This is a genomic window from Bacillus sp. NPDC077027 (assembly GCF_050269555.1).
Taxonomy (GTDB): domain Bacteria; phylum Bacillota; class Bacilli; order Bacillales; family Bacillaceae; genus Bacillus.
Genome location: NZ_JBNNIO010000003.1, coordinates 368789 through 395697, shown reverse-complemented (window position 1 = coordinate 395697; position 26909 = coordinate 368789). Strand labels below are relative to the sequence as shown.

Genomic DNA, 26909 nt, shown 5'->3' with positions numbered 1-26909 from the left:
TTATCTCACAAGCTGTGCTTGGTAAAACTTTAGTTTCAAATGATAGCTAAACAAAAATTCATAAGCCTCTAAAACACGTTTTGCTTCAAACGCAGTTTTTCCCCATGCTGTGATGCCATGATTTCGAATGAGGACAGCACCTGAAGTGGATTGTTCCGTTAAGTGATGCGCAAACAGAGCGGCAAGATCCGGGATATGTGCAGGATTCTCAATAATAGGAATCGTGACCTCTGCATCCTCATCCCAAAACCCTAGTGCTTTAATGAGCTCATTTCCTTTAAAGCGAAGCCCACCTTGGTCACCGTACAACTCAGAAATGACGTTATTATCTACTGTATGAACATGAAGACAGCAGCCAGCTTGCGTCTGGTTGTATAGATAGGTGTGAAGCAATGTTTCTGCTGAAGGCTTTAAATGTTGATTTTGTTCTGCTGGGCGACCGTTTGCATCAACTAAGAGAAAATCTTCATCTGTCTCTTTTCTCTTATCCTTTCCGCTTGCCGTCACCAAAAAAGTCATTGGATCATCCGACACCTTAATTGATAAATTACCACTTGTGCCAAAAAACCAATCTCGGGCTGCCAGCTCACGTTTGACATCGGCTAACTCCTGCCAGCGTTTGCTTTTTGCGTCATCCATTCCTTCACCTCCTCGATTTGAACAAACTGTTCTTTGATATCATCAAACGTCTCGTACTCATGATAAGAAAGCTTCAGTTCCTTGCATTCGTTTAGTAAGTAGTCACGGGCAAATGTCACATCTGCGCACTTTGCCGCTTCAATATCTGTGACCGAATCACCAATCATCACTAAGAAGTCATTCTCATGTGAGAGCTTTCGAATGATGGACGGCTTGCAGCAGCCGCAATCATTTTTACACCATTTGTCACAGGTATGCGGCCATTCAATGATGATCTGCTCTTCGAGAAACGAGGCATGATTACAATAAATTTGCTCCCTTTCCACAATACCTTCGAGCACAGGATAAACGAAAAAGTCCATCCCACCACTTAGCACGTAAAATGGCACATCTTCTTTCTTTAAAAACTGAACAAAACGTTCAAAGCCATCTCGAATTTCAGTATCGTTTAAGATGAATGATTGGATCGCTTCTTTCTGTTCAGTCTTTAATAAACGAAACATACGACCAACGCCTTCTTTAATACCGATCTCCTTAGACAACACACCGTCTTTCAGCTTCGTCCATTCACTTGGTGCAAACTCTTTCATAATGCTGATAATGTTATCATTTTTGGTGATCGTACCATCAAAATCACATAAAACTATTGGTCTACTCATTTAAAACGCTACCCTTCCCCATTTTTCAAGTGCGGCTTTTAAATCTTGACAAGCTGCGGCTCTTTCTTCAATCGGTTCACCGTTCATCACAGCATCAATGATTGAGCGAAATGCCTTTCCTCCACCAATTGCCCCACGTGGGTGGCCATGAATTCCTCCGCCAGCATTTATGATATGGTCAAGCCCAAAATCTCTTAATAACAATGGTACCATGCCTGGGTGTATACCTGCGGATGGGACAGGGAATGTTTTGTGAAAGTCGTCATCTGTTGTACAAGCTTCAAAGATCCCTAGTGCATCCTCTTTTGGAAGTGCAACAGAGCCGTATGGCGAAGGAAATAAACTAAAGTCTGCACCGGCATAACGGTTTAATTTCCCTAAAATGAGCGCGTGAGAAAAGCCATAATCAGGGGATGATGTAAACGCACCACTTACAGCTGGATGAGCCATTATTGGCAAACGAATCTCTTGATCTTCTGCAAGGCTTTGCATCACATCAAGTCCGTACGCAAAAACATTGAACAGAAGTACATCTGCGCCAAGCTCTGCTGCCTTTCGTGCCTTGTCCTTCAATTGATCTGTTCTTCCAGTTAAGTTCACTGCATATAACGTTCGATGACCTGTCTCTTCATAGGTTTCTTTTAAAATTTGTTTTCCTGCTTTGATCCTCTCGTCAAAAGGGGCAAGCGCTGTTTCAAACAAAATTTCGTCATCTTTAATCAAGTCAACGCCACCTAACGCCTGCGCTCGAAGCTGTTCTTTTAGATCAGCCATATCTCTTCCAATAACTCCTTTGAAAATACTCATCAACAAAGGACGCTCAAATTCCCCAAGCCTCTTGCGAATGCCTTCAATCCCAAAAGCAGGACCTGGCAGGTTGCGCTTAAACGCCGATGAGAACGATAGGTCAACGAGCTTGACCTTGCCATCCAGTGAAAGCTTACCAAAAACGGTCGTTAAAACAGCTGGTAAATCGGCTGAAAAGTTCGCTTCAGGATAACCAATGGTCACCTCTGATTGCACAAGACCATCGCGAGGCATTGTCTTCTTTTCCTTCGTGCATATCACTCTGCCTTTATGTTGTTGAAGCTGCTTCTGCTTTAACTGAGGTAAGTCCGTCCACGAGCCAACTGTAAGCCCGAGTGCAATTTGTTCTGCTTTTTTTTCAATCTGTTCACCCTCTGGGTGTGTGATGACATAAGTCGCCTGTAATTCACTCACTGGTAAACCCCTTTCTATATCCAGTTAAGTTCATAAACCATATAAAAAAACCTCTCCAAATGCTTTTCGCGCCTTGAAGAGGTTTCGTCTGTTCATCCGAATCTTATCTCTCAGCGCTTGCTGCAAGAATTAGCACCGTGCTTCATTGAAGTCGGTTGCCGGGCTTCATCGGGCTAGTCCCTCTGCCTACTCTTGATAAGAATATTCACTTTTCTGAAATGATGCCTGAATTATCCCACCGTTTTTTTACGTTGTCAATGGCTTTTTGAAAAAAGATGCAATGAGCCAATTCGTTCTGCTGCTTCTTTCAAGCGATCTTCGCTTGTCAAAAGACCTACTCTGACATAGCCTTCCCCGTATGATCCAAAGCCGCTTCCTGGTGCAACAACGACACTTGCCTTTTCTAATAGCAAATCTGAAAAAGCTACAGACGTATACCCTTCTGGCACTTTCAGCCAAGCAAAAAATGATCCTTTTGGAGCTGTTACTTCCCAGCCAATCTCACGGCATGCCTTAATCCAAGCATTCCTTCTTTTTTCATAGCGGTCATTTTGCGTTCTAACACACTCTTGACTACCTAAAAGAGCTACTGCCGCTGCATCTTGAGTTGCTTTAAACAGAGAAACAAACATATGATCCTGATACAGTTGAATGGCTTCAATCACAGATGCGTTTCCAGCTGCAAAGCCGACTCTCCAGCCTGCCATATTGTATGTTTTGGACAATGTATAAATTTCAATTCCGGTCTCCTTTGCGCCTTCCGTTTGCAAAAAGCTTACTGGCTTCTCTCCATCAAATCCGATGCCTCCATAAGCAAAATCATGCACTACACAAATACCGTTTTCTTTGGCAAGCGTAATTGTTTTTTCAAAAAAATCAGCTGTTGCCACTGCTCCCGTCGGATTATTCGGATAATTTAAGTACATGAGCTTCGCCTTTTCTTTCAGTTCAACTGAGAGCTTATCATAGTCTGGTAGAAAAGCATTCTCTTCAAGAAGTGGCATAAATGCCATGTCAGCCCCGGCTAATACAACACCTGACCAGTAATCAGGATAACCTGGATCTGGAACAAGCACCGTATCGCCTGGATTCAGAAGGCATTGTGGCAATTCAACTAACCCTGCTTTGCCTCCAAATAATATGGCGATCTCTTCTACTGGGTCAAGCTGAACCCCATATTCTCTATGATAAAACTCAGCAGCAGCAGCTTTTAGCTTAGCCGTTCCTCTAAAAGAAGAATATTGATGGTTTTCTGGTTTTTCGACTGCTTCCTGCATAGCACTTACAATATGTGCCGGTGTCGGCTGATCAGGATTTCCTTGTCCTAAATTGATCACATCATGGCCTGCCTTCACCTTTGCCTGTACTTTTTGAACCAATGACGCAAAAAATTGTTCTGGTAATTTTTTTAATATGTCTGATTGTTGAAATTCCATTTATTCACCTTCTATTCAAGTTACATCATGATACATTCACTGTAATGGATTCATTGATTCATTGTAAAGGTATTTTGAAAAATGATTGACAGCAGAAGATATGCTCTGATAATATCATGTATTAAGAAATGCGTTTATTTTTTGAAAACTTCATTTGATTTTTCTCTTATCGAGAGTTGGGCGAGGGAATTGGCCTTTTGACCCCAACAGCAACCGACCATTAATACCACTGCAAAGTGGGGCGCAGCTATATCAGCGCCAAGACAACAGTCTTGTAAGGCACGGTGCTAATTCCATCAGATTCATATCTGAGAGATAGGAGAGGCTTAAGCATACACATAAAAGCCTCTTTCTCTCAGGAGAAAGAGGCTTTTTTATATGATTTGGAGGGAAAACAATTGGCAACACTAACAGCATCCTATGAAGAATTAACTGAAAGCTCGGCGGTTGCTCTCGCCATAAAACTTGGATTACTGCAGGGTAGCAGCAAGCTTACATGTACTGAAATTGGAGACGGAAACTTAAACTATGTCTTTCATCTTTATGATCATGATCACCAAAAAGGATTAATCATTAAACAAGCTTTACCATATGCAAAAGTCGTTGGAGAAAGCTGGCCTCTAGCACTGGATCGGGCGCGAATTGAAAGTTCAGCTTTAATCAAACAATCTGAATATGTAGCACACCTCGTTCCAGAAGTATATTACTCTGATACAACACTTGCGGTGACAGCGATGGAAGATCTATCACACCTTGAAATCGTCAGAAAAGGGCTAATTGTCGGAAAAAATTATCCGAAACTTTCTGATCATATTGGCGAATTTTTAGGAAAAACCCTGTTTTACTCATCGGATTTTGCTACTGATCCTAAATTAAAAAAACAGTTTGTCAAACAATTCACCAACCCTGATCTTTGTGATATCACAGAAAAGCTTGTCTTTACAGATCCTTTTTTTGATAGTAACACAAATGATTTTGAAGAAGAACTAAGAGAAGAAGCAGAAAAACTGTGGGCTGATTTAGAGCTACTGGCAAAGGCTGCTGAGCTCAAGCGAATTTTCCTCACATCTGCCGAAACACTCGTTCATGGTGATCTCCATACAGGTAGTATTTTTGCAAATGAACATGAAACAAAAGTAATTGATCCAGAATTTGCGTTTTATGGTCCTTTTGGATTTGATATCGGGCACTTTATTGCAAACTTATTCATTAGTGCTTTATCACGCGAGAACGAGGATGAGCAAAAGCCACTTTTGGATCACGTCGAAAATGTGTGGACAACGTTTATAGAAGTATTTACGAAAGCTTGGAAAGAGGATAGCATTGAAGCCTTTAGCATCTCAGACAGCTTTTTACAAAAAACATTTGACCGCATTTTGAAAGAAGCGACAGGTTTTGCTGGCTGTGAATTGGTTCGCCGCACAATCGGCCTTGCCCATGCTGCCGATCTTGATACCATCGAGCCGCAAAATAAGCGCATTGCACAAAAGAAAGTAGCTCTCTCATTAGGAAAAACATTTATCAAACAATACGAAACAGTGGAAAGAGCGTCTGACCTCGTCGCATTATTCCAACAATCTGTAAAGGAGTGACGGGTTTTGTCTGAATCATTTGAAGTCCCCCGTTCAGTAGAGTGGGAAGAAAACGCCATTAAAATATTAAATCAACAAAAATTACCTAAGGTAACAGAGTATGAGTATTTAAACACAAAAGAGGATGTATATGACGCCATCGTGACATTGAAGGTTCGCGGGGCTCCAGCCATTGGAATCACAGCCGCTTTTGGGCTGGCACTCAGTGCACAACAGATTGACACAGAAGATATGGATGTATTCAAAAATGAGGTTTTGCACATCAAAAAATACTTAAATAGCTCTCGTCCAACAGCAGTGAATCTAGCCTGGGCGTTAGAACGTCTTGCACAGCGCATTACACGCGCTGCTTCAGTGAATGCTGCCAAAACAGACCTTGTGCACGAAGCCATTCAAATCCAAATTGAAGATGAGGAGACATGCCGTCAAATTGGGCAAAATGCTCTCCAGCTATTTAAATCTGGTGATAGGATCATGACCATTTGCAATGCAGGTTCTATTGCAACAAGTCGTTATGGGACAGCACTTGCTCCGTTTTATTTAGCAAAGAAGAAAAATCTCGACCTCCACATTTATGCTTGCGAAACACGTCCTGTCCTGCAAGGTGCTCGCCTCACAGCTTGGGAGCTAATGCAAGGCGGAGTGGATGTCACATTAATTACAGATAACATGGCATCTCATACGATGAAAGAAAAACAAATATCAGCAGTGATCGTTGGGGCAGATCGCATTGCCAAAAATGGTGATACCGCTAATAAAATCGGAACATTAGGACTTGCTATTTTAGCGAAACATTTCAATATTCCATTTTTTGTAGCTGCACCCTTATCAACGTTTGATGTCTCAATCGAAAATGGAGATGAAATTCCAATTGAAGAAAGGGATCCTGAAGAGGTCAGACAATTAAACGGTATACAAATCGCACCGGAAAATGTGCAGGTGTTTAACCCAGCCTTCGATGTCACGCCACATCATCTCATTTCAGGTATTATTACGGAAAAAGGCATTATCACATCAAATTACACGGAAGAAATTGATGGGCTCTTCTCAAAGACACTTACACATTAAACAAAAAGCGCCGTTCTCTTAAGGTTTAAGAGCACCGCGCTTTTTTGCATTCTCAGAAGCTATGAATATTTCGTTCTTTTGTTCTTCCGTCATCACATGAATTTTGACAAAGAAAGAGGTAAAAGCAAAGATTTTTTCTTTCTGTCCCCAGAACATCAAAACGACCTCCTTTTTTCCTTCAACCAACTTTTTTTACTTAATAAAAGGATATGTCGCATGTGAAAATTTGGAACAGGTCAATCGGTTTATTTTTTGACAAAGGGTATTCCTTCTAAATCAAGCAGAATGGCTTTTGTGTCTGTTCTCGTCCCAGCATATCCTGTCAGTGACCGATCTTTTCCAATGACACGATGACAAGGAATAAAGACGGGCAGTGCATTGCGACGATTGGCTTGTCCGATTGCTCTTACTGCTTTCGGGTTACCAATTGCACGTGCGATATCTACATAGCTTCTTGATTGTCCATAAGGAATCGATGCGAGCGCCTCCCACACTTGTTCTTGAAAGATTGTACCTGACTGTTTAAGCGGTAAAGAAAAGGTCTTACGCTGACCTGCAAAGTATTCTTTCAGCTGTTTTTTCGCCTCTATTAAAAGGGGTGTTTCTTCTGCGATCATCTCCGCTTGAGACAATTGCTGTGAAAAGTGATCATCATCAAGAAAGACGTGCGTGATATTTCCCTCGTGCTCTACTATGTATAAATCTCCAATCGGTGCATTAAAAACGGTATAGTACAAGTTAATGATCTCCCTCTTGTTTTTGTTGTCTCAAAGGCAAGGTTAAGTGAAAAATGGTGCCAATTCCTTCCTCACTCTCAACTTCTATCGTACCTTGATGCTCTTCAATAATTTTATAGCTAACCATTAGCCCAAGTCCAGTTCCTCTTTCTTTTGTTGTATAAAAAGGCTCACCTAAACGCCTTAACTTATCCTCTGTCATCCCGCAGCCTTCATCTCGAAGAGAAATGATAATATGTTCCTTCCCCTTTCGTCTAATGTTGACGTATACATTTCCTTTCCTTGGCATCACTTCAATCGCATTTTTTAAAATGTTGATGAATACTTGTTTTAATTGATTCGGTTCACAGTAAATAGGCGGGATCGCATCCATGACGGTTAAATGCATTTGCACATTACCAAGATTTGCCTGAGCATGTAATAAATCCATCGTATCTTTCATAATCTGGACTACATTTTTCTCCTCGTAAACAATCGCTTGTGGCTTGGCCAAGATCAAAAATTCTGTAATAATCGACTCAATTCTTTTCAATTCAGATGTAATGACATTAAAGTAGAGAGAATATTCTCCTTCTACACTTCCTTTTAAAAGCTGAATGAAACCTTTTAAAGCAGTCATCGGATTTCTAATCTCATGTGCGATTCCTGCCGCAAGCTCACCAACAACATGAAGCGTATCAGATTTCCTGACTCGTTCCTCTAATTCTTTTCTTTCAGTGACATCTCTAAATATGGCAAGATTCATATTGTGGATAATGTTTCGTTTAAACGAAAACTCTAAAATGCGCTGGTCTGGGTGATTAAGGACAAAAGGAACTTCGTTATCCATTTCATCTAATGTCATTTCTTGTGCAGGCTGAGCCATGTTTTCAATCTGAAATGGGGATAGAATATGAAGAAGGTTGGTTTCGGTTAGATCATCCTGTGTAAGCCCAAGCAACTCTCCTGCTGAAGGGTTCACATCTATGATATTGTATTGATTATTAAAAAGGACGATTCCATCCATTGAGCCATTAAATACTTTTCGAAATTTGAGTTCACTTTCACGCAATTCCTGCTCCATGCGCTTTCGATCACTCACATTACGTAATATAGTCAAATGCTGACCTTCTAAAACCGCATGCTTTGATGTAAATTCAAGCTCTTTAAACTGACCATTTGCCATTCTGAATAGTAATTCTTCACGTATTTCATGATGTCTCGCATATCTTTTTCTAGTGGGTCTATACCGTTTATCTGATTGAACGAGAAAATCCGTGAGCTTACGACCGATCAGTTTGTCCATCGAAAGCTCAAAAATCCGACAAGCTGATTCATTTGCCCTCACAATCTCGCCATGATCAGTCCAAATAATAATCGCATCCATCGCATTTTCAAAAATTTCTCGAAAACGCTCTTCACTTTTTAAAAGCTTTTCTTCCATTGACCTTTTCTCTGTAATGTCTCGCATGATCGACATAAAAAAACCATTCATCACGTTAGACGTAATCGTCAGCTCAAATAATTTGTGCTTACCAGATTGGAGTGCAACAGGGAGTTCACCTTTTGCTTTTCCTGTCTCCTTTAATGAACAGAGTAATTGATGTAAAGCAGGCTGGTTTTTATCTTCAACAAATTCATGCAAATAGCGTTCAGCAAGATGATCCTTATCGAGTTCAAAGCTTTGACAAAAAGAATGGTTGGCATCTATTATACAGCCATCTTGATCAAATATGACGATTCCATCGAGTGCTCGATCGAACAGCTCTTTCAATAATTGCTCATTCTTAGAGCGTTCTCGCTCTAAGATTTTTTTTGAAGACACATCCCTCATCACCACAATACACTGATCATTCACTTTATCATGCTCTGCGAAAAACTCAATATATTTGGTCTCTCCACTCTCAAGTTGGATTGAAATTTCTTTTTTCAGTCTCCCTTTTTTGAAAAATGTATCTAACGAACATTCGATTCTATTTTTAGGAATGCCATAAAGGAAATCAAGAACGGATTTATTGAGGAGGTTTTCTTTCGATGTTTCAACAAGCCTGCATGTTGCTTCGTTGGCTTGGATGATCTTGAGTTGCTTATCAAATATAAAAATGGCATCTAATGTCTTATTAAAGATCATATTCTGCTGCATTAATTCATTCCGCAAATGCTCATTTTCTTTTTCTAATTTTCTGAATTCTTTAGTGGTCACGATTTGATTTGTATCGAGCGTTTCAGCCATTCACTTACACTCCTTTTCCCAACCTGATTCCTCTACAGTATTTCTACAATATTTTCATTGTTCCTTCATTTGACTCATAAAAAAAGAGCACTTTTTCAGATACTACATTTTAAATATTTCAATCAGATGACAGGAATGTTGAAGCATTCTCTTTTCTTACCCTTTTTTCACAACCATTCTACAATTTCAAATCAAATCACCAATTGACCAAAAAAGTATTTTAGAATGGGGAAAATGAGGGAATGTTGCTCATAGTTTATGAATTGAAATCAAGTGAAAAAGGTGATGTTATGACAGTTTCACGAGATAGTTATTTTGACAACGCAAAATTTCTTCTGATTTTTCTAGTCGTTTTCGGGCATTTGCTTCGGTCTTTTATTCATGATAATGATTGGATACTTTATTTGTACAAGTTTATTTATACATTTCATATGCCTGCTTTTATTTTAGTATCTGGTTTTTTTGCAAAAGGCTTTAGAAAGCCTGGTTTTATTAAAAAAGTCGCTGTAAAGTTGATCATACCTTATCTCATTTTTCAAGGTATTTACTCAGTGTATTATTACTTTCTTCAGGATGAGAGCATGTCGAATCTAAATCCTATCGATCCCCAGTGGTCACTATGGTTTTTAATCAGTTTGTTTTTTTGGAATGTGCTTTTATTTCCTTTCTCAAAACTTCCTTTCAAATGGGCGATGGTGGTCAGTTTATCGATTGCCTTACTCGTCGGGTATGTTGATATCATTAGTGATACACTTAGCTTATCACGTACATTTGTCTTTCTACCGATGTTCCTTGCCGGCTTCTATTTAAAAAAGGAGCATTTTGATTTCATTCGTTCACATGTAGGAAGAGTAACAGCGCTCATCATATTAGCAGGGGTGTTCTTATTCTGTTTCTTCTACGAGTTTGATTATTCTTTCCTGTTCGGTTCTCAGCCATATTCTTCTCTTGGTGATGAAGGGATCATCGCCGCTTTAAAACGGATGTGCTGGTACTTACTTGCTTTTACAGCGTCATTTAGCTTTTTAGCACTTGTCCCGAAGCGTCGTTTTTTCTTTACGAAATGGGGAACACGAACATTCTACGTGTATTTACTGCATGGGTTTATTATCAAATTTTTAAGGTTTACATGGTTTGATGATTGGATAATAAATACAGCAAGTCTGATCATCCTTCTATTGCTGACGATTATTTTAACCTTTACGCTTTCTAGCACATTTGTGAAGACAGTTGCTCAGCCTTTTATAGAATTAAAAATGACCAATCTGATGCGTATGGTTACAGGAAGACAGAGTAGTTACATTAAATAAAAAACGATCCATTTGGATCGTTTTTTATTTAATGGTCTTGCGATTCTTTTTTACACGAATGGTCTTTTTTTGGTTTCATCAGGGTTTCAATCCATTTACTACTATTGACGTCACCGAATTCACTGCCAAATTCCTCTTCTAAAATGTCCGGATTCATCGGTTTTTTATGTTGTTCACTGTCTTTGCTTTTCACATGTTTTTTAGTCATGTTTAGGCGCTCCATGTATGCCGTGTTTTGAATTTCGGTTCGCTGCACGATCTACCTTTTGGTCATCAAGCTGCGATCGTCCGCTTTCCTTTGACATACTCTCAGTCGGCGTCATATTATTTGTCGTTGCTTCGAGTTTTGCCGCTTTTCGTTTCAATAGAATCAGTCCTTTTTTAATATATTTAGTTCATCCTTAAATTCATTGAGCATTTCTTTCATCTGTCTGACTGTCACTGGTTTTTCTTCTTCTTTGAATTCAAAACCGATTTGACCATTGGCTTCAAGTGTTGCATTTTTAAGGCTACTGAGTTCAGATATTCCTTGCTGCTTTAATCGCATTTTAAATTGATCTCTCGTCAGTCTTGTTTTTTTTAGTTCTTTTTCAAGCATTTCACCATCCTGTAAAATCACAACAGATTTCCCTGAAACAAGCTTTTCAAAAAAATCAAATTCAATTGAGAGCTTTTCCATAATGACAAGTGCAATGATGAAAATACTTGCTGCATAGATCGTTTCAAGCAAGTTATGTTCAATAAATGGCTGGATGATGATCGACCCAATCGAAATCATAATGACCGTTTGCTGTACAGTTAATTGACCAATGGATTTAGGTCCCGCTATTCTTAGTAGCAAAGTTCCGACTAACAGCATGACAATGGCTTTCCATAATACATCAAGCACGTCTCGCTCACCTCTTATGTATAGATTGTGAACTTCATGATCAAATTAGACAGTTATATAATGGAAATAAAAAAAGTGGCACTCATTTAAAGTGCCACTTATCCAATGATTACACGCTCTTTTGGATAATGATAATTCGCTTCAATTTCTCGACGTCCAATCAAATAAAGGAAACTAGGAAGCCCAATTCTTCCGATAAACATGACGACCATGATGACACATTTTCCAAAGATAGATAAATCTGCTGTGATACCTAATGATAACCCTGTTGTTCCGAACGCAGAGCATACTTCAAATAAATTTTCTAGCAGCGTGTTATGCTCTGACAACGATAATAGGAATGTGGACCCAAACACTAAAATAAATGCCATCATTGTCACCACAAGAGACTTTGTCACATCTGCTTGATGAAGCTCTCTTCTGAAAATTTTGATCGACTTATTCCCTCTTGCAAAATGAAAAAGGGCGAGTAAGTTAAGGGCAAAAGTGGTTGTCCGAATTCCGCCCCCTACTGAACTTGGAGACGCCCCTATAAACATAAGCAGACACATAAATAATAGCGTTGGCTCTGTCAGCTGAGTAATATCAAGCGTTGCCAAGCCCCCACTTCTTGTAGCAGTAGATTGAAATAACGAATAAAACAAGACTTCATGCCAGCTTTTCCCTAAAAAAGTAAAGCGAGCTTCAAGGGCAAAAATCCCGAGAGCACCTACAACAACGAGTGCACCAAACGTGATGGTCGTGATTTTAGTAAACAATGAAAATGAGGCATGTTCTCTATCCTTGTTAAATAAGTAGTCCTTTACCTCCACTAAAACAGGGAACCCGATTGCTCCAAAGATAATCAGCAGCATCGTAATAAATTGGACGAAATAGTCGTCTTTATATGGAATAAGTGAGTTTCCTGTTATATCAAATCCACCATTTGTTGTTGCACTAACACTGGAGAAAAAGCCGTGTAAAAAGGCTTCTTGCACACCATAATATTTTAAGAAATAAATACTTAAGATCAAACCGCCTAAAAATTCAATGAACAAGATTAAAAATAGTACTTGCTTCATCAATTTGACAATTCCTGATAAACTACTTTGGTTTTGATCAGCCATGATAAGCTTTCTTTCTTTAATACCAATTCTTTTTCGCATCACAAGCCAAACAAATGTCCCAAGCGTCATAATACCAATTCCACCTATTTGTAAAACAAATGCTAGAATCCACATACCTGCCACACTAAACGTTTGCGACGTATCAACGACAGTGAGTCCAGTGACACTCACTGCGCTTACAGCTGTAAAAAGGGCATCGATAAATGACCATTTCACTCCAGCTTGATGAGCAACAGGAAGACTGAGCAAGATAAGAGAAACCGTGACAGCAAGAAAATAATATAGCGCAAGCAGTTGGAATGCCGAGAGCCGGTCGATCAGTTTTTTTATTGGATTCATTGTCATTCCTTCTTTAATCTTTCTTTTTAAATACCCTTATCATTTTAATGAAAAGAGAAAGGATTTTAAAGCTATTTTGCGCTTTATTTTTCATTTCATCAAAAAGAAAAAGACATTCCTTCGCAGAATGTCTTTTCACTTTCATTATTTTGCTTCAAGTCTTCTAATTCTTTCATTTAAATCAGGATGTGTAGAGAAAAGAGACGCTTTGCGTTTCCCGCTAATTTTCAGTGTGGCAACCGCCGTTTGATCATCATTTTTAATTCTTGACGTGTAAGCCTCCAGCGAGCGTAATGCATGCACCATTTTATCTTTACCAGCAAGATCAGCACCACCACGATCTGCATGGTACTCACGATGTCTAGAATATGCAAAGACGACAAGGCTTCCAAGAATCGAGAAGATAATTTGGAAGACAATGACTGCGATAAAATGAACAATTGGGACAAGCTCTTCACGTGAAACAAAGCGACTTGCAATCCATGCAGCAATCCTTGAAAGGAACACAACGAATGTGTTGACAATTCCTTGTAATAGCGTCATTGTCACCATATCACCGTTCGCAATGTGTGCAACCTCATGTGCTAATACGCCTTCTACAGCTGCATCGTCCATTTCTTGAATTAAACCTGTTGAAACAGCAACAAGAGATCTTCTTTTAGAAGGACCCGTTGCAAACGCATTGACTTCATTCGATTGATAAATACCGACTTCTGGCATTTTTGAAAGTCCTGCAGCTCTGGATAATCTGTGTACACGATCCACCAACTGTTGCTCATCATAAGACAGATTGTCTTTATCAGGATTAAGGACACGGACACCCATCATCATTTTAGCCATCCAGCGTGACATAGCAAGTGACATAAAGGAACCAACAAAACCAACTACAGCACTGAATACAAGTAGTGCTCCAAAACTAATTCCGCCATCCGCTTGTATATAAGAACCAACGCCAGTCGCTGTACTGATAATCGAGAGCACAATTCCAATTGTGGTGATGACCAGAACGTTCGTTAATATAAATAGAAAAATTCTTTTACCCATACATAACCTCCACTATCATATTAAGTTCAAGTGAACTTATTAATAAAATTATAAAAATAAACTGATGAAATTGCAAGAAGAAAGGAATCGTTTTCCTTTCTTTATCATAACGGCTTAATCCCTGTTGTTTCAACGTATTCACCTGCACCTATCAATAAAAAGTGAACAATGTGTGACATCCATTCCATTTCAAAGTATATTTTGCTTTTTAAGCGGAAAGAGATTATGATGTTGAGTTAGATTTATAAAGCATTTTTTGACTTTCAAATGAGGTGGAACATGGATACTTTTAAATTAACGAGAATGGATATGACAAAACTTCTTTATTCTCTAAAAGGAGAGGGAGAGCTGTCCCCGCTTCAGTTAATAAACCAGTCAGTCAAAATTGACCATGATAACCAAAATGAATCAATTAATATCCCTACTTTTTTTGAAAAATTAGAACGAAAAAAACAAAAATCGATACATGGTCTCTCAACGAATGAAATTGTTGAACTAGGCAACTTATGTGAGCTCACTTCTCTTAAATCAACTGCAATTCAAAACTGGATTAAGCGTGATATTAAAGACATGATTGGACATCCTGAACTTGGTAAAAAATACTCCATTGATCAAGTCGTTATTTTACTCATTGTGAGAGATTTAAAATCTGTTTTTGACTTTGATGCGATTCGAATGATTTTAGCAGCATTGTTTAATACGATCACTGATCGCTCTGATGACATCATTAGTCCAATTCGTTTTTATGAAGCATATGCGCACGTGCTTGATTTTATTTATCACCATACAAATTTCCCGCTCAGAGAAACAAATTTGCGGGCAATGACAGAAGAACAATCAGACAAATTACATGAACAATTTACGGAACTTTCAAAAGATCAATGGAAAACAGTAAAAGGTATCATCAGCTCTACTGTATTTTCTGTTTTCACCTCACACTTGCAAAGCACAGCACAGGAAATGATGTTTAATACCCTACAATGTAAAAAAGCGTAGCGTCCCGATGGTTTTAAAGCCTTCCGGGGCTTTTTTGTGTACAGCAATTGCCAGCATAAATAAAGGCTGAAATTTTCAAACTAAGGAGGCGAATCAATAATGAATGAAAGGAGGTACATCACAATGTCAAACAGAAATAAACTTCTTGTTCCTGGAGTGGAGCAAGCATTAGATCAATTTAAGTACGAGATCGCTCAAGAATTTGGCGTAACTCTCGGTTCAGATACAGTCGCACGTTCTAACGGCTCAGTTGGTGGTGAGATAACAAAAAGGCTCGTTCAGCAAGCTCAATCACAAATGGGAAATCAATCAAAATAAAGACATGGTTAAATACGCCGGAGTCCTTCTGGCGTTTTTCACTTTTCATATGAATGATTTGAACGATCTGAGCGTTTCGGTGATTCCTTCTTATAACCATGCTTTTTTTGACGTTCATCCTGTCGTTTTAGGTCAGAATCGTTTTTTTTTGCTTGTTTTTCGGCATGTTCTCTCGCTTTATCCACTTTTTCTTTTCCTGGTGCTGAATAAGGGGACTTATCTTTTTGGTCATCACCTTTTTTAGATTCCTTTGTTTCTCCTTTTGGTTTCGTTTGATCACTATCCGTTATTTTTTGTTTTGATTGTGGTTCTTCCTTCGTTAATTCTTTCTGCTCTTTTTCTCCATTCTTTGACTCTGGCAGCTCTTTGTCCTGATCTGTTTGAGGTTCACTCGTCTTTTCTTCCTTTTGATCCTCTCCGTCTACACGGTCCTCTTTGTTTTCATCTTGATCAGACTTCTCTTCTGTTAATGCATCATCATTTACTGTTTCTTCATCCTGCATGATATCTTCTTTTTCATGACTTTGTTTATTTCGAAGATAAGTTCCTGTAGACATGCCTTCTTTTTGCGCTTTTTCTCTTGTTTCAAGGTCGCTCTCGACGGTTTCAAGATCGTAATTCCGCTCTTTATATTCAACGGAAATATTGTCTAATTTACTTTTCACTTCTGTTTTATATGTATGATCTTGTTTGTTTTCATAAACTGTTGAAATCAAGATGTTTTTAGAGCTTTTTATGTATCCTTTTTGATCACAATCTTCAATGATCTCATGGACAACGTTTGTCACGTCGCTTTTTTTCCAATCCTTTATACTGGCGAGAACTTTTTTTGCATCTTCATTAAGCGGTGTCACACCAATCACCTGATAGCGATGATCAAGCTTTAATTCAAAGCTTGGGTTAATGTCAATTGTCATATAAGCATACGCCTTATGATCTGAGAAGGACGGCATAATAGTAAAAATAACGACAATAATCGCTGCTATGGATAAAATCCCCGCTTTCAGCGGGCGCAAACGAAGCAGATCAAAAAAACCGGCTCTTTTTCTTCCCATGCGCGTTTCGTTTGGAAATGCAACTTCTTGACCGATTTTATAATCTTGCTGTTCATACTTCGTTTTTAGAAATTGTCCATCAGGGGTCAGCAGTGTGACATATTTTTTGTTTTTTTCTACTATAATGCCTCTTCTCATGAATTAAGCACCCCTTTAAGGTAATCTTTCAAATACACATAATCACCAGTAATGATAATTGCCATTGCGATAATGTATTTTCTATTTCTTTCAATCGTTTTTCGGCTGACCTCAACAAGTTTTTCTAGCTGTTTGACTGGTAATTGTTTTTTCTGAAAAAGGATATTTCTCAGGTCATCGTGTTGTACGAGTGTATAAGCCACCTTGATCGCGTTTTGCCTGGCATCTGCATGTTTAGGTGAATGCTCAAGCAATTCATTAAAGGTCAGGCCATATACCTTGAGTCTTTCTTTAAAATGCTGTATTTCTTCTCTTCGTTGTTCTTGTTCAATTAGCAGACGATATTCATCTACAGAAAGCTCTGCTTCAATCATGCTTTGAGAGTACTCTCCATTTTCACTCTCCTGCAAATCCATATTAATCGTTTGTGCATTTCTTGCTTCTTTTCGGATATAATCAATCACTTTTCTTTTAATAATCAGTTCAGCAAAGGCAAGCAGTGAATTTCCCTTTTCGGAAGAATATTTTTCTATCGCTTCATTAAAGGCAATTAAGCCTATGCTGAATTCATCGTCTTTTTCATCTATATATCGTTTACAAACGGATGAAACCGTCTTAGCGACAAATGGTTTGTATTGCTCTATTAATGCATTTTGCAGTTCTGTGTTGCCTTGTTGAATGCTTTCAACAGACTGCTCAAGTGTTTGCTTTTTCTTTCCTTTTTTAAACAAAAGGCTAAGCAATGGTTTCACCTCAGTTCTCCCTATATTACTCATTTATGATAGCTAATTTACGAGAGAAGCGCAAAGGAAGAAAAGAGGAATTGATTCCCTGTTTCTCAAATATGACAGGTGTTTTATCATCTTCTTTACAAATTTTCGTTTAAAAGCAAAGAAATAAGGGGGTATCTCCCCCTTTTTTGTAATATACGTGTTATGAAAATGAAATGATATTTCTTTCATAGGAAATTTTGCGTCTATTCTTCCGCAGGACTTTTTGACTCTTCTAGTTGGTCCTTTTTGGCTCGATTCCTTGATGGATTGGATAGAAACCAGCCTGCAGCGGCAATACCAATCAGAACGGTCCAAAAGATGATTTTCCATGTTGTTGAATGTATAAAATGTGAAGAGACAACCCCGATTGCAGGATGTGAAAGTGTGTAAAGTGTTAGCTTCACTCCAACCCAGCCAACGATAACAAATGCTGCTGTTTCTAGGCTCGGTCTAGTTTGTAGCAACTTGACAAAAACAGTGGCTGCAAATCGCATAATCACAAGACCAATTAAACCTCCTAATAAAATGACAATAAACTGTCCACCATCAAGGCCCCCAATTGATGGAAGTGTCGTTTTTGGAAGGGTCACAGCAAGTGCTACAGCCGCCAAAATCGAATCAACTGCAAAGGCAATATCTGCAAGCTCTACTTTGACAACTGTCGCCCAAAAACCACTTTGCTTCAAATTTGTTTCATTTTTATTCTTTTTAAAAAAGTGAGATTTTAAAATATGATGAATCGAAATATAGAGAAGATAAATTGCGCCAATCGCCTGAACTTGCCATACATCGACTAAAAACGAAATGAGGAATAACGAACCAAACCTCATAATAAAAGCGCCCGCAAGCCCATAAAACAGTGCTCTCTTTCTTTGCTGTTCTGGAAGGTGTTTCACCATGACAGCCATGACAAGTGCATTATCAGCCGCTAAAATCCCTTCGAGTCCAATCAATACGAGAAGAACCCACCCGTATTCTAAAATTATTGTTGCATCCATCAATCATTCCTCCTTATGTGTCTTTATTCTCCCACAACAGACAAAGGCTTATGAATGCAAAAAAGACCTTTGCCCGTTAGTGGCAAAGGTCTTGCTAGACATGTGATATGTAAATCATGCCAACAAAGCCGATGGATCAAGTCCATGTAATGACGACTTTGTTTCCGGTTAAACCGGACGCTACTCCCCTTTGATGGGATATGAGAATATTTAGATTAATTATATCTTAATAAACAGACAAAAGATTGTCAACGTTTATCTTTACTCATAAAAGAAGAAATACTTTCAGTTGATATCGTCTTTTTCTTTCTTTTTTTCAGCAATAAATAGAGAACAAATAAAACAACGATCCCTATTCCAACCGGAAGTAAATATGGTTCTAATATGGAGCCAACCTCTTTCCAATTCTTTCCGAGCATGACACCTAGATACACATAAACGAACGTAATAGGTGTAATCGCTAAAAATGTGTATAAGCTAAATATCCATACATTCATTTTTGCAACACCACATGGAATGGAAATGAGCGTACGAACACCTGGGATAAAACGCCCACTAAAGGCAACAAATCCGCCATGTTTCTTAAAAAAATCGTCCGACTTATCGAGTGACTCTGGTTTAATGAAAAAGTATTTCCCATATTTATTTAAAAATGGTCTCCCTCCATAGCGGCCTAGCCAATACAACGTAAGTGGTCCAGCAACACCACCAAGTGAACCGGCTACTACGACACCAATTAAACCCATATCTCCTTCAGAAACCCAGTACCCCGCTAGAGGCAATACCACTTCAGCAGGAACAAATTCAATGCAAAGCGCTAAAAATATGCCGAAATACGACAAACTTTTAAAAGCGTCTGCTAAAGAAATAATTAAATCCTCGATCTCTATCAATCCCTTTCAAACATAATGAAATTTGGCGATAATACACATTTGCATGCCACATACATATTAAACGAAGCAGCACCTTAAAATGATTCGCACAAACACCACTTTTTCACACTAATTTTGATTCTACTATAAAAAACTTGTCTTTGTCCGCTTTTTCATCGTGTATGAAAAATGAAATCAAGTCATTCAATCTGTTCAAACTGTTTTTTTCAAGCCGATATAAATGGTGTATGAACAGTATGACACAGGAGGTTTTAAACATGACACTATTAACAGGAAGTTACAATGGATGGCTTGTCTTTCTGTCCGTCACTGTTGCCGTTGTCGCCTCCTATTCAGCACTTAATTTAGCTAGTCGAGTTATCATGTCAAGCGGTGCGAAAAAAATAGCGTGGCTTTTGATCGGCGCAATGATGATGGCAATTGGCATTTGGTCTATGCATTTCATAGGCATGATGTCACTTCATTTACATATAGCAGTCTCCTATGAACCGTTTCTTTTAGCATTATCTTTCATAGCTGCTTTTATCGGTTCATTCATCGCATTTTCAATTTGCACAAGAAGTACAATCTCTACAAGACGTTTACTTCTCAGTTCTATTACAATGGGAACGGCAATCTGTAGTATGCATTATCTCGGAATGGAATCAATGGAAAAGATCACGATCCATTACAATCTCCCTTTATTTTTGTTATCTTTTTTCATTGCCGTCATTGCATCCTTTATTTCTATGAAGTTCTTTTTCCAGCTACATCATTCAAATAAGAAAATCCATCGTCAATTATCGAAAACTCTCGGTTCTCTCATTATGGGTGGAGCGATTGCTGGCATACATTACACAGTAATATCTGCCTCCAACATGTATCACAATACAGATGGCACAAACAAGTTTGACAGTCCTTTCGAGATGACCTCATTTAGCCTATCAATCTTTATTGGTATCATGACATTAATTGTGCAATTGCTCATGATCTTTGGTTCCTTTATTGATCATAGAATCAATAAACAAGCGGAAAAGATGCGCGAAAATGAGCAACGTTTTCAATCATTGATTAAGCACAATATTGACGGTATTATCGTCTTATCTGTGGATCGAAAAATCCTTTCAACCAATGATGCAGGTAAACGGATTTTAAATATTTGTCAATTATCGCTGGGTGATACCTTATCTAATCATTTAATGTCAGATGATGAGTGGCATCATTTCCTTCATTATTCGAAAAAAGCAATCACACACGATGCAGAGATTAAAGCGGCTGACCGATTTTATTATTTCCATGTGACTTACATTCCTATCCATGTCAACAAGCATCTCGATAGCATTTATCTCATCTGTAAGAACCTAACGAAACAACGCATTGCTGAAAAGGAAATTCATGTTATGGCTCATTACGATGAATTAACAGAGTTACCGAATAGGCGTCATGGGATCAACCATTTAAAGGATGTACTCACGCATCAACAAGAGACAGGCAAATCAACTGCAGTGCTTTTCCTCGATTTAAATCGTTTTAAGGTGATTAACGACGCACTAGGACACAACATTGGGGATTTATTGCTAAAAGCTGCCGCAAATCGACTGACACAATGCTTACCAGATAACGGCTTTATCGCTAGACTTGGCGGAGATGAATTTTTAATGATTTTTTCTGATATTGGTTCAAATTTAGAAGAGATAAATCGAATTTCCAAAAAAATCATTCGACATTTTGAACGACCATTTCTTATTCAACATCATCAGCTCAATACGTCTATCAGTATTGGGATCGCCATCTCTCCTCATAATGGGGTTGATGGTATGGAGCTGATGAGGAAAGCAGATATGGCGATGTATTTATCGAAAAAATATAAACAAAGTCGCTTTGAATTCTTCACAGAATCAATGGAAAAACAAAGTGAAGACCGTTTAAATAAAGAACTTGAGCTACGGGATGCCATCCAAAGAGAGCAATTTGTTCTTCATTATCAGCCTCAAGTCAGTGCAAAAACAAGGAAAATGACAGGAACGGAAGCCCTTCTAAGAATGAAAGCACCTGATGGTTCCTTAAAATCCCCAGATGAGTTCATTGACCTTGCGGAAGAGTCAGGGCTGATCATTGATATAGGCAAGTGGGTCATTGATACAGCTTGTCGACAAGCAAAAATATGGCAAGATAAAGGGCTTTTGATCCCAGTCGCAGTCAATTTATCGGCAAAGCAATTTCATTCGGAAGATTTGATTGATTTAATTAAGGGCACGTTAAAAAAATATGATCTAAAACCGCATTTACTCGAACTGGAAGTCACTGAAAGTATGACGATGGATAACATTAAACAATCTAAACAAATTCTGACATCCCTTAAGCATATCGGTGTTCGTATTAGTATCGATGATTTTGGTACAGGTCACAGCTCTCTTAGCTATTTAAAGGACCTACCCCTTCACAGACTGAAAATTGATAAATCATTTATTGAAGATATTCAACACGATTCAAAATCAGAACGGATTACTGGAGCGATTATCGCAATGGGACATCAGCTATCCTTAGAAGTCATTGCTGAAGGTGTTGAAACCTTTGAACAAGCTCAGCTTCTATCGGCACAGGGATGTGACGATCTGCAAGGTTTTTATTACTCAAGACCAATTCCCTCTGAAGAGGTGGAAAAGTTTATTGCTTATCCACTTGAACAGATTGAAACGTAAAAAAAGGTGCCTGTTTGGCACCTTTCTGTTTAAAAACTTTATCTAAATAATAAATGCTGGCTGTGAATGCCTGCTTTTTTCAACAAGCTAATCAACTGCTCCTGTTCTTCTCTTGTCAAACCAGAAAAAGCTCTTGCAATTCGGAGAGAATGGATGGGATAAATTTTATCAAGATAGCTACGCCCTTTTTCGGTTAAATGCGCATAAACAGAGCGCTTATCCTTCGGATCTTGCTCCCTTTCAATAAAGCCATTTCGTTCTAACTTGTCAATGACATACGTCACATTGCCACTTACAAGTAAGAGACGTGACCCGATTTGTTGCAATTTTTGAGCGCCTCTTGTGTAAAGCAATTCAAGAACCGCAAACTCAGTAGGGTTAAACCCATGCTCCTTGCTATCTCTAATACTGTGTTCTGAAACGCTTTTAAAAGCTCTTGCAAAAACCTTGTACAACGACATTGAACGCTCAACTTCTTCTTCATTAAACGATAGTCTCATCACATATCTACCTCTTATAAGATTTTTTTAACTTCAAGGCTATCTTGCGGTGCAGTTGGAGCCTTTCGTAAAAAATAGAAGTACGTCTTTTGAAAACCCTTTCATCCAACTGAGTGACTCCATTCGTGTTATGTATAGTTTTCGCTATAAACTTTTAAAATCCTTCTTATTTTTCATATCCACCCTGAAAAAATACTTTTCCAGCAAACCTTCATAATACGACATTTTTTAACATAATCTGTAAAGACTCTATACTTTACTACAATTATTTCGTCACCATTCTACAATTTCTAATATTACTATAATATTGTGGACGACAAAAAAAGAAACCCTTATGTGATTTTTTCTTGAAGTCACATAGGATTCTCAGACTTGTGGCGTGATTTGTTGAAAAAGGACAAATACTCTTTTTTTAATTCCGGCACCGTCATGAACACATCTTTTGAGGACTTCATTTTGTACAGCTCTGAGAAGAACATACGCCTCTTTGCCCGCAGCTTTCATGAAATGCTCCATCATCTCCTCTCTCTTCACATCCAATGCAGTTATTTCTTTTGCCATACGTATGATCTGTGCTTGATCCATCACTTGGTCCCCCCTCACGATTGATATAGTTAAAGCATAATCGTCATTGTTTTTAAATGCATCTCATTTGTTAAGTTTTCTCTCATATAACTTCATTTCCTTTCATAAGTATGTTATATTTTCTAACAAACGTTAGGTTTTTTCACTTTGTATTCTATATAATATGAAGAAAAGACCTGCAGGGGTGAGAACATGACGCAAGAAGATCTATCTTATAAAGACAAAAAAGTCATTTCTATAGGGATTGTCAGTGAGTTGACAGGACTCTCTGTCAGACAAATCCGTTATTATGAGGAACGTAAACTCATCTACCCCCAGCGATCAACAAGAGGCACAAGGAAATATTCCTTTTCTGATGTAGAGCGATTGATGGATATCGCCAATAAACGGGAAGATGGTGTACAAACAGCAGAAATTTTAAAGGACATGAGAAAGAAAGAACAAGCATTAAAAAGTGGACAGTATAAGAAAAAAATGCTGGAAGGTCAGATTAATGCACATTTCCGATATAAAAACCGATAAAGCATCAAAAAAAGAATCGTTCTTTCATGAACGATTCTTTTTACTTTGAACCCCTATCGACGACTCCGACAAAATCAATCAAAGATCCCCTGTTTGGATCTTCTTTGATTCGAAAAGCGAGCGCTTTTTCCTGTTCTTTTTTTTCATCTATATAGATAGCATGGAACACATGTATACTTGCCTCTTCTAATCGAAAATCGTCATATGAAAGCGAACTGATCCCCCACTCCGCTTTCAGTTTTAATAGATCTTTTGGTGTTGGCTTAGCCCCTTCTACATATACTTGTTTCATTTTTCTTATATTTCCTTCTGTAATTGCCTCCAACATATGTTCCGCTGCAACAAGTCGCCTATCCTTCCCCGCATCTTCATTTTGGCATGCACTTAAAATGAGGACACAAACAAATAACAATAATAGCCTTTTCATTCTATCTCCCACCTTCTCCTTAAAATGTAAAGGATGAAAGCGCTATATGCAATCATTACGAATGAAAGACACAAAAAAGACTGTAAACTTGTTCTATATGAGAACAGTTTACAGCTTTTCGTCTCTTTACATTAACGTATGAAGAAATGCAGTTGCGATACCAAAATAAATGAGTAACGATAAGATATCGTTTAACGTCGTGATTAGTGGACCAGATGCAATGGCTGGATCGACATTACATCTGTGCAAAATAATCGGAACAACTGTACCAGCCATCGTTCCAATAATCAATGTCGCAAGCAGTGAAGATCCAACAACAAAGCCTAAAATCACATTTCCCTGCCACACCATCGCAACGACAGTAATAATGATGGAGCAAACGATCCCAATATAAATACTCGTTTGCAGTTCTCTAAAGATCAAGCGCATGATCGTTTTTTTCGTTAATTCCTCTTTTGACAAACCTCTGATCACAACCGCTAATGATTGTGTCCCAGTATTTCCTGTCATCCCTGCGATCATTGGCATGAAAAAGGCAAGTGCTACGACTTGTTGCAGTGTATCTTCGAAAAAGTTCAGAATACTGCCCGAAATCAATCCAATAAATAGAAGCAAAATGAGCCACGGGAGCCGACGGTATGCGGCAACAAAAGCTGGTGTTTCAAAAGTGATGTCTTTACCAGAAGCCGCAAACTTTTCATAGTCTTCTCCTGCCTCTTGAATGACAACGTCGATGATATCGTCAACGGTCACGATTCCAACGAGCACATTGTTCTCTTCCACAACAGGAATGGCAAGAAAGTCGTAACGCTCAATCAGCTTTGCAATCTCTTCCTGATCTTGAAATGCACCAACTGCAATGACCCTTGTAAACATCAGATCTTGCACTTTCTCATCTGGTTCTCCTAAAATTAAATCCCGATAAGAAAGGACCCCAACAAGCTGTTTTTGATCATTGATGACATATAAATAGTTGATGGATTCAGCAATTTCAGCAAAGCTTTTCAGCTTTACAACCGCATCTTGAACTGTATAATGCTGTGGAATCCACACGAAGCGGTTTGTCATAATCCGTCCCGCTGTTTCAGCTGGGTAATTCATGAGAAGTTGAACCGCTTTAGATTCTTCTACTTCCATACTTGATAGCAATTGATCTTTTAGTTCATCATCTATCTCGTCGAATAAGTTTGCTAAGTCATCATTGTCCATCTTATTTGTGATTAAGGCCGCTTTTTCTTTTCCAACCTTTTCGAGCACAATCTCTTGGAATTCGCGTTCAAGCTCTCCCATCAGCTCTGTGATGTCGTCTACTGTGATAAAGGTGAGAAAACGACTTCGATGTTTTTCTGGAAGCTCTTTGAACAAATATGCCATATCATATGGCTGGAGCTCCTCCATAATTGCTTTAAATTCTTTTCGTTTTCCGTCTCTTAATAAAATGATGATTCGTAGAATAAGTTCATCATATGTGATGTTTTGTATCATAAGTTGTTACCTCCCCAAAATCAGGAGATGCCTGAAACCCTTAGAATGTGCGGGGGTCAGGATCTCCCCTTTCTGATGTCTCTACCTGCTCTTTTGATCTACTTTCAAATCGTCTCGAATCGGGATGATCCATCCCCACACCTCCTTTTCTAATAAAAAAGCACCCTCAGACAAATGAAGGCGCTTTGTAAGCATGACAAAATAAACCCTTGCTCCTTCAATCGTAGAGCTTTAGCACTGTATGGCATAGGATCATACCAGCTGCGTTAAAAATCACCTTATGTCGATGATTTCTGTTGACCCATTGGCGTCTTTGGACATTTTTGGGCAGCAGCGTATCTCCATACAGGAGCCTCACCTAACGAAGTCTCATATTTGTTAACACACTGAGATTACAGAAAAAGCTGGATGATGTCAATATGTAAGATGCATGTTGATAGTTGAATTCGCTTACTTTTTTAAAAAAGAAGCGACAGCACAAAAACTTTCGCTTCTTCTCTTTTTATTCTTCTTCTGGCTGGAGGGCATCTTCTTGGGAAAGAAGATGAAATGAGTCATGTAAGAAAAGCGCATAGCCTTCCCCATCTGGATGAGGTACATATTCTGCTTGGTCCATACTTTGTTCTTCTTTCTTCTTCATGTTATTCTCGCCTCCTTTTTTGTAGTTTGTCCCATAATAAAAACCTTACACATAAATGTGTAAGGTTCAGCATTTCTCTTAGTCATCCCATTCCTGCTTTAAGATTTTTCCTGTTTTTGCAGAAATCTCAAAGTCAACCTCGTCACCACTTGGAGTCACGATTTCTATTTCATAAATGTAGACACCATTCTCTTTATCTAAATCTGAGTCTGTAACAGTTCCTTTCACTTTCTTCAAGGCAATCTGTTCAGCTTGTTTTTTTGTGATTTTGACATTCTTTTTCTTTTCTTTCACAGGATCATTTAATGCTTTTCCTGTTTTAGCATCTACATATACTTTATATTCAAAGCCGCCTTTTTTAATTTCAACTTCATATACCCATTTGCCTTTTTTGCGTTCTAAATCCACGTCATCAACATAGCCTTTGACAACCTTAAGTGCTGCCTTTTCAGCTTGTTTTTTTGAAACAAACGATGATTTCTTTTGAACCGTCTGCTCTGCATTTGCTGTATTCTCAGGTGTTTGTGACTGAAGCGTAAAACCTCCTGCAACAAGAACACCGGTTAACACTGTAGTTACTAGTACTTTTTTCATCATTTTTGAATTCCTCCTCTTTGTGATTTCTCCTTTATCTTATAGAAGCAAG

At 38.5% G+C, this 26909-nt stretch carries 28 protein-coding genes and 4 riboswitches; of the genes, 7 read left to right on the top strand and 21 right to left on the bottom strand.

Annotated features, from left to right (window positions below; all coding sequences use genetic code 11):
- The 4 genes from ACQKEZ_RS12475 to ACQKEZ_RS12460 all read right to left on the bottom strand — a co-directional run bounded on the left by ACQKEZ_RS12475 (window position 1) and on the right by ACQKEZ_RS12460 (window position 3955).
- Window positions 1-639 carry a methylthioribulose 1-phosphate dehydratase gene (locus tag ACQKEZ_RS12475; RefSeq protein ID WP_427301207.1) on the bottom strand — a complete coding sequence of 213 codons (639 nt, stop codon included), beginning with the start codon at window positions 637-639 and terminating at the stop codon, window positions 1-3.
- Window positions 603-1298 (bottom strand): 2-hydroxy-3-keto-5-methylthiopentenyl-1-phosphate phosphatase, encoded by a 696-nt coding sequence (locus ACQKEZ_RS12470; protein WP_427301205.1) that lies wholly within the window; start codon window positions 1296-1298, stop codon window positions 603-605. The genes ACQKEZ_RS12475 and ACQKEZ_RS12470 overlap by 37 nt, the downstream gene beginning before the upstream one ends.
- On the bottom strand, window positions 1299-2519 hold the full coding sequence (gene mtnW / locus ACQKEZ_RS12465; RefSeq protein WP_427301203.1) for a 2,3-diketo-5-methylthiopentyl-1-phosphate enolase: 1221 nt from the start codon (window positions 2517-2519) through the stop codon (window positions 1299-1301).
- 100 nt (window positions 2520-2619) lie between these two features.
- Window positions 2620-2721: riboswitch (SAM riboswitch) on the bottom strand.
- A 52-nt stretch (window positions 2722-2773) separates the two neighbouring features.
- The gene (locus ACQKEZ_RS12460; protein ID WP_427301201.1) at window positions 2774-3955 is read right to left on the bottom strand and encodes a pyridoxal phosphate-dependent aminotransferase; all 1182 of its coding nucleotides are present in this window, start codon (window positions 3953-3955) and stop codon (window positions 2774-2776) included.
- A gap of 163 nt (window positions 3956-4118) precedes the next feature.
- Window positions 4119-4277: riboswitch (SAM riboswitch) on the top strand.
- Between the two features lie 76 nt (window positions 4278-4353).
- Between ACQKEZ_RS12460 and mtnK the strand changes: the two genes are divergently transcribed.
- Together mtnK and mtnA are read left to right on the top strand one after the other, a co-directional pair.
- Entirely contained in the window at window positions 4354-5547 is a 1194-nt protein-coding gene (gene mtnK / locus ACQKEZ_RS12455) for an S-methyl-5-thioribose kinase (protein ID WP_427301199.1), read from the top strand.
- A gap of 6 nt (window positions 5548-5553) precedes the next feature.
- On the top strand, window positions 5554-6615 hold the full coding sequence (mtnA, locus tag ACQKEZ_RS12450; protein ID WP_427301197.1) for an S-methyl-5-thioribose-1-phosphate isomerase: 1062 nt from the start codon (window positions 5554-5556) through the stop codon (window positions 6613-6615).
- Between the two features lie 245 nt (window positions 6616-6860).
- On the opposite strand, the gene ACQKEZ_RS12445 is transcribed toward mtnA, so the two are convergent.
- On the bottom strand, window positions 6861-7352 hold the full coding sequence (locus tag ACQKEZ_RS12445; RefSeq protein WP_427301195.1) for a methylated-DNA--[protein]-cysteine S-methyltransferase: 492 nt from the start codon (window positions 7350-7352) through the stop codon (window positions 6861-6863).
- A gap of 1 nt (window position 7353) precedes the next feature.
- Window positions 7354-9564, bottom strand: a complete 2211-nt coding sequence (locus ACQKEZ_RS12440; RefSeq protein WP_427301193.1) for a PAS domain S-box protein — start codon at window positions 9562-9564, stop codon at window positions 7354-7356.
- 290 nt (window positions 9565-9854) lie between these two features.
- On the opposite strand from ACQKEZ_RS12440, the gene ACQKEZ_RS12435 reads away from it, so the two are divergent.
- Entirely contained in the window at window positions 9855-10874 is a 1020-nt protein-coding gene (locus tag ACQKEZ_RS12435; protein WP_427301932.1) for an acyltransferase family protein, read from the top strand.
- 28 nt (window positions 10875-10902) lie between these two features.
- Here the strand turns inward: ACQKEZ_RS12435 and ACQKEZ_RS12430 are convergent, their stop codons facing one another.
- The 5 genes from ACQKEZ_RS12430 to htpX all read right to left on the bottom strand — a co-directional run bounded on the left by ACQKEZ_RS12430 (window position 10903) and on the right by htpX (window position 14252).
- On the bottom strand, window positions 10903-11082 hold the full coding sequence (locus ACQKEZ_RS12430; protein ID WP_427301192.1) for a hypothetical protein: 180 nt from the start codon (window positions 11080-11082) through the stop codon (window positions 10903-10905).
- Entirely contained in the window at window positions 11075-11239 is a 165-nt protein-coding gene (locus tag ACQKEZ_RS12425) for a hypothetical protein (RefSeq protein WP_427301190.1), read from the bottom strand. The genes ACQKEZ_RS12430 and ACQKEZ_RS12425 overlap by 8 nt, the downstream gene beginning before the upstream one ends.
- Before the next feature lie 5 nt (window positions 11240-11244).
- Entirely contained in the window at window positions 11245-11763 is a 519-nt protein-coding gene (locus tag ACQKEZ_RS12420; RefSeq protein ID WP_427301188.1) for a DUF421 domain-containing protein, read from the bottom strand.
- Between the two features lie 98 nt (window positions 11764-11861).
- Window positions 11862-13208 carry a TrkH family potassium uptake protein gene (locus tag ACQKEZ_RS12415; protein ID WP_427301186.1) on the bottom strand — a complete coding sequence of 449 codons (1347 nt, stop codon included), beginning with the start codon at window positions 13206-13208 and terminating at the stop codon, window positions 11862-11864.
- A gap of 144 nt (window positions 13209-13352) precedes the next feature.
- Window positions 13353-14252, bottom strand: coding sequence for a protease HtpX (gene htpX, locus ACQKEZ_RS12410; protein ID WP_427301184.1), 900 nt, complete (start codon window positions 14250-14252; stop codon window positions 13353-13355).
- Between the two features lie 279 nt (window positions 14253-14531).
- On the opposite strand from htpX, the gene ACQKEZ_RS12405 reads away from it, so the two are divergent.
- Window positions 14532-15248, top strand: a complete 717-nt coding sequence (locus ACQKEZ_RS12405) for a DUF1836 domain-containing protein (RefSeq protein WP_427301182.1) — start codon at window positions 14532-14534, stop codon at window positions 15246-15248.
- Window positions 15249-15371: 123 nt separating this feature from the next.
- Entirely contained in the window at window positions 15372-15566 is a 195-nt protein-coding gene (locus ACQKEZ_RS12400; protein ID WP_427301180.1) for a small, acid-soluble spore protein, alpha/beta type, read from the top strand.
- Between the two features lie 38 nt (window positions 15567-15604).
- On the opposite strand, the gene ACQKEZ_RS12395 is transcribed toward ACQKEZ_RS12400, so the two are convergent.
- The 4 genes from ACQKEZ_RS12395 to ACQKEZ_RS12380 all read right to left on the bottom strand — a co-directional run bounded on the left by ACQKEZ_RS12395 (window position 15605) and on the right by ACQKEZ_RS12380 (window position 19423).
- Complete coding sequence (locus tag ACQKEZ_RS12395) at window positions 15605-16759, bottom strand: anti-sigma-I factor RsgI family protein (protein WP_427301178.1); 1155 nt, start codon at window positions 16757-16759, stop codon at window positions 15605-15607.
- The gene (gene sigI, locus ACQKEZ_RS12390; protein ID WP_427301176.1) at window positions 16756-17511 is read right to left on the bottom strand and encodes an RNA polymerase sigma factor SigI; all 756 of its coding nucleotides are present in this window, start codon (window positions 17509-17511) and stop codon (window positions 16756-16758) included. The genes ACQKEZ_RS12395 and sigI overlap by 4 nt, the downstream gene beginning before the upstream one ends.
- 224 nt (window positions 17512-17735) lie before the next feature.
- Window positions 17736-18530 (bottom strand): TerC family protein, encoded by a 795-nt coding sequence (locus ACQKEZ_RS12385; protein WP_427301175.1) that lies wholly within the window; start codon window positions 18528-18530, stop codon window positions 17736-17738.
- A 32-nt stretch (window positions 18531-18562) separates the two neighbouring features.
- Window positions 18563-18731, bottom strand: a riboswitch (yybP-ykoY riboswitch).
- Window positions 18732-18778: 47 nt separating this feature from the next.
- Entirely contained in the window at window positions 18779-19423 is a 645-nt protein-coding gene (locus ACQKEZ_RS12380; RefSeq protein ID WP_427301173.1) for a DedA family protein, read from the bottom strand.
- 257 nt (window positions 19424-19680) lie between these two features.
- On the opposite strand from ACQKEZ_RS12380, the gene ACQKEZ_RS12375 reads away from it, so the two are divergent.
- Window positions 19681-22104 (top strand): bifunctional diguanylate cyclase/phosphodiesterase, encoded by a 2424-nt coding sequence (locus ACQKEZ_RS12375; protein ID WP_427301170.1) that lies wholly within the window; start codon window positions 19681-19683, stop codon window positions 22102-22104.
- Between the two features lie 38 nt (window positions 22105-22142).
- Here ACQKEZ_RS12375 and ACQKEZ_RS12370 read toward each other — a convergent pair whose 3' ends face one another.
- A complete protein-coding gene (locus ACQKEZ_RS12370; protein ID WP_427301168.1) occupies window positions 22143-22607 on the bottom strand; it encodes a MarR family winged helix-turn-helix transcriptional regulator in 465 nt (154 codons plus the stop codon).
- Between the two features lie 363 nt (window positions 22608-22970).
- A complete protein-coding gene (locus tag ACQKEZ_RS12365; protein WP_427301166.1) occupies window positions 22971-23189 on the bottom strand; it encodes a hypothetical protein in 219 nt (72 codons plus the stop codon).
- A gap of 192 nt (window positions 23190-23381) precedes the next feature.
- Between ACQKEZ_RS12365 and ACQKEZ_RS12360 the strand changes: the two genes are divergently transcribed.
- Window positions 23382-23711: a MerR family transcriptional regulator gene (locus ACQKEZ_RS12360; protein WP_427301164.1), complete on the top strand. Its 330-nt coding sequence runs from the start codon at window positions 23382-23384 to the stop codon at window positions 23709-23711.
- 40 nt (window positions 23712-23751) lie between these two features.
- Here ACQKEZ_RS12360 and ACQKEZ_RS12355 read toward each other — a convergent pair whose 3' ends face one another.
- From ACQKEZ_RS12355 to ACQKEZ_RS12340, 4 genes are all read right to left on the bottom strand, one after another.
- On the bottom strand, window positions 23752-24138 hold the full coding sequence (locus ACQKEZ_RS12355) for a hypothetical protein (protein ID WP_427301162.1): 387 nt from the start codon (window positions 24136-24138) through the stop codon (window positions 23752-23754).
- Between the two features lie 126 nt (window positions 24139-24264).
- Complete coding sequence (gene mgtE, locus ACQKEZ_RS12350; RefSeq protein ID WP_427301160.1) at window positions 24265-25623, bottom strand: magnesium transporter; 1359 nt, start codon at window positions 25621-25623, stop codon at window positions 24265-24267.
- Between the two features lie 209 nt (window positions 25624-25832).
- Window positions 25833-25996, bottom strand: a riboswitch (M-box (ykoK) riboswitch).
- A gap of 129 nt (window positions 25997-26125) precedes the next feature.
- A complete protein-coding gene (locus tag ACQKEZ_RS12345; RefSeq protein ID WP_427301158.1) occupies window positions 26126-26263 on the bottom strand; it encodes a transcriptional regulator SplA domain-containing protein in 138 nt (45 codons plus the stop codon).
- Between the two features lie 78 nt (window positions 26264-26341).
- Entirely contained in the window at window positions 26342-26860 is a 519-nt protein-coding gene (locus tag ACQKEZ_RS12340) for a PepSY domain-containing protein (RefSeq protein WP_427301156.1), read from the bottom strand.
- Window positions 26861-26909: the final 49 nt, after the last annotated feature.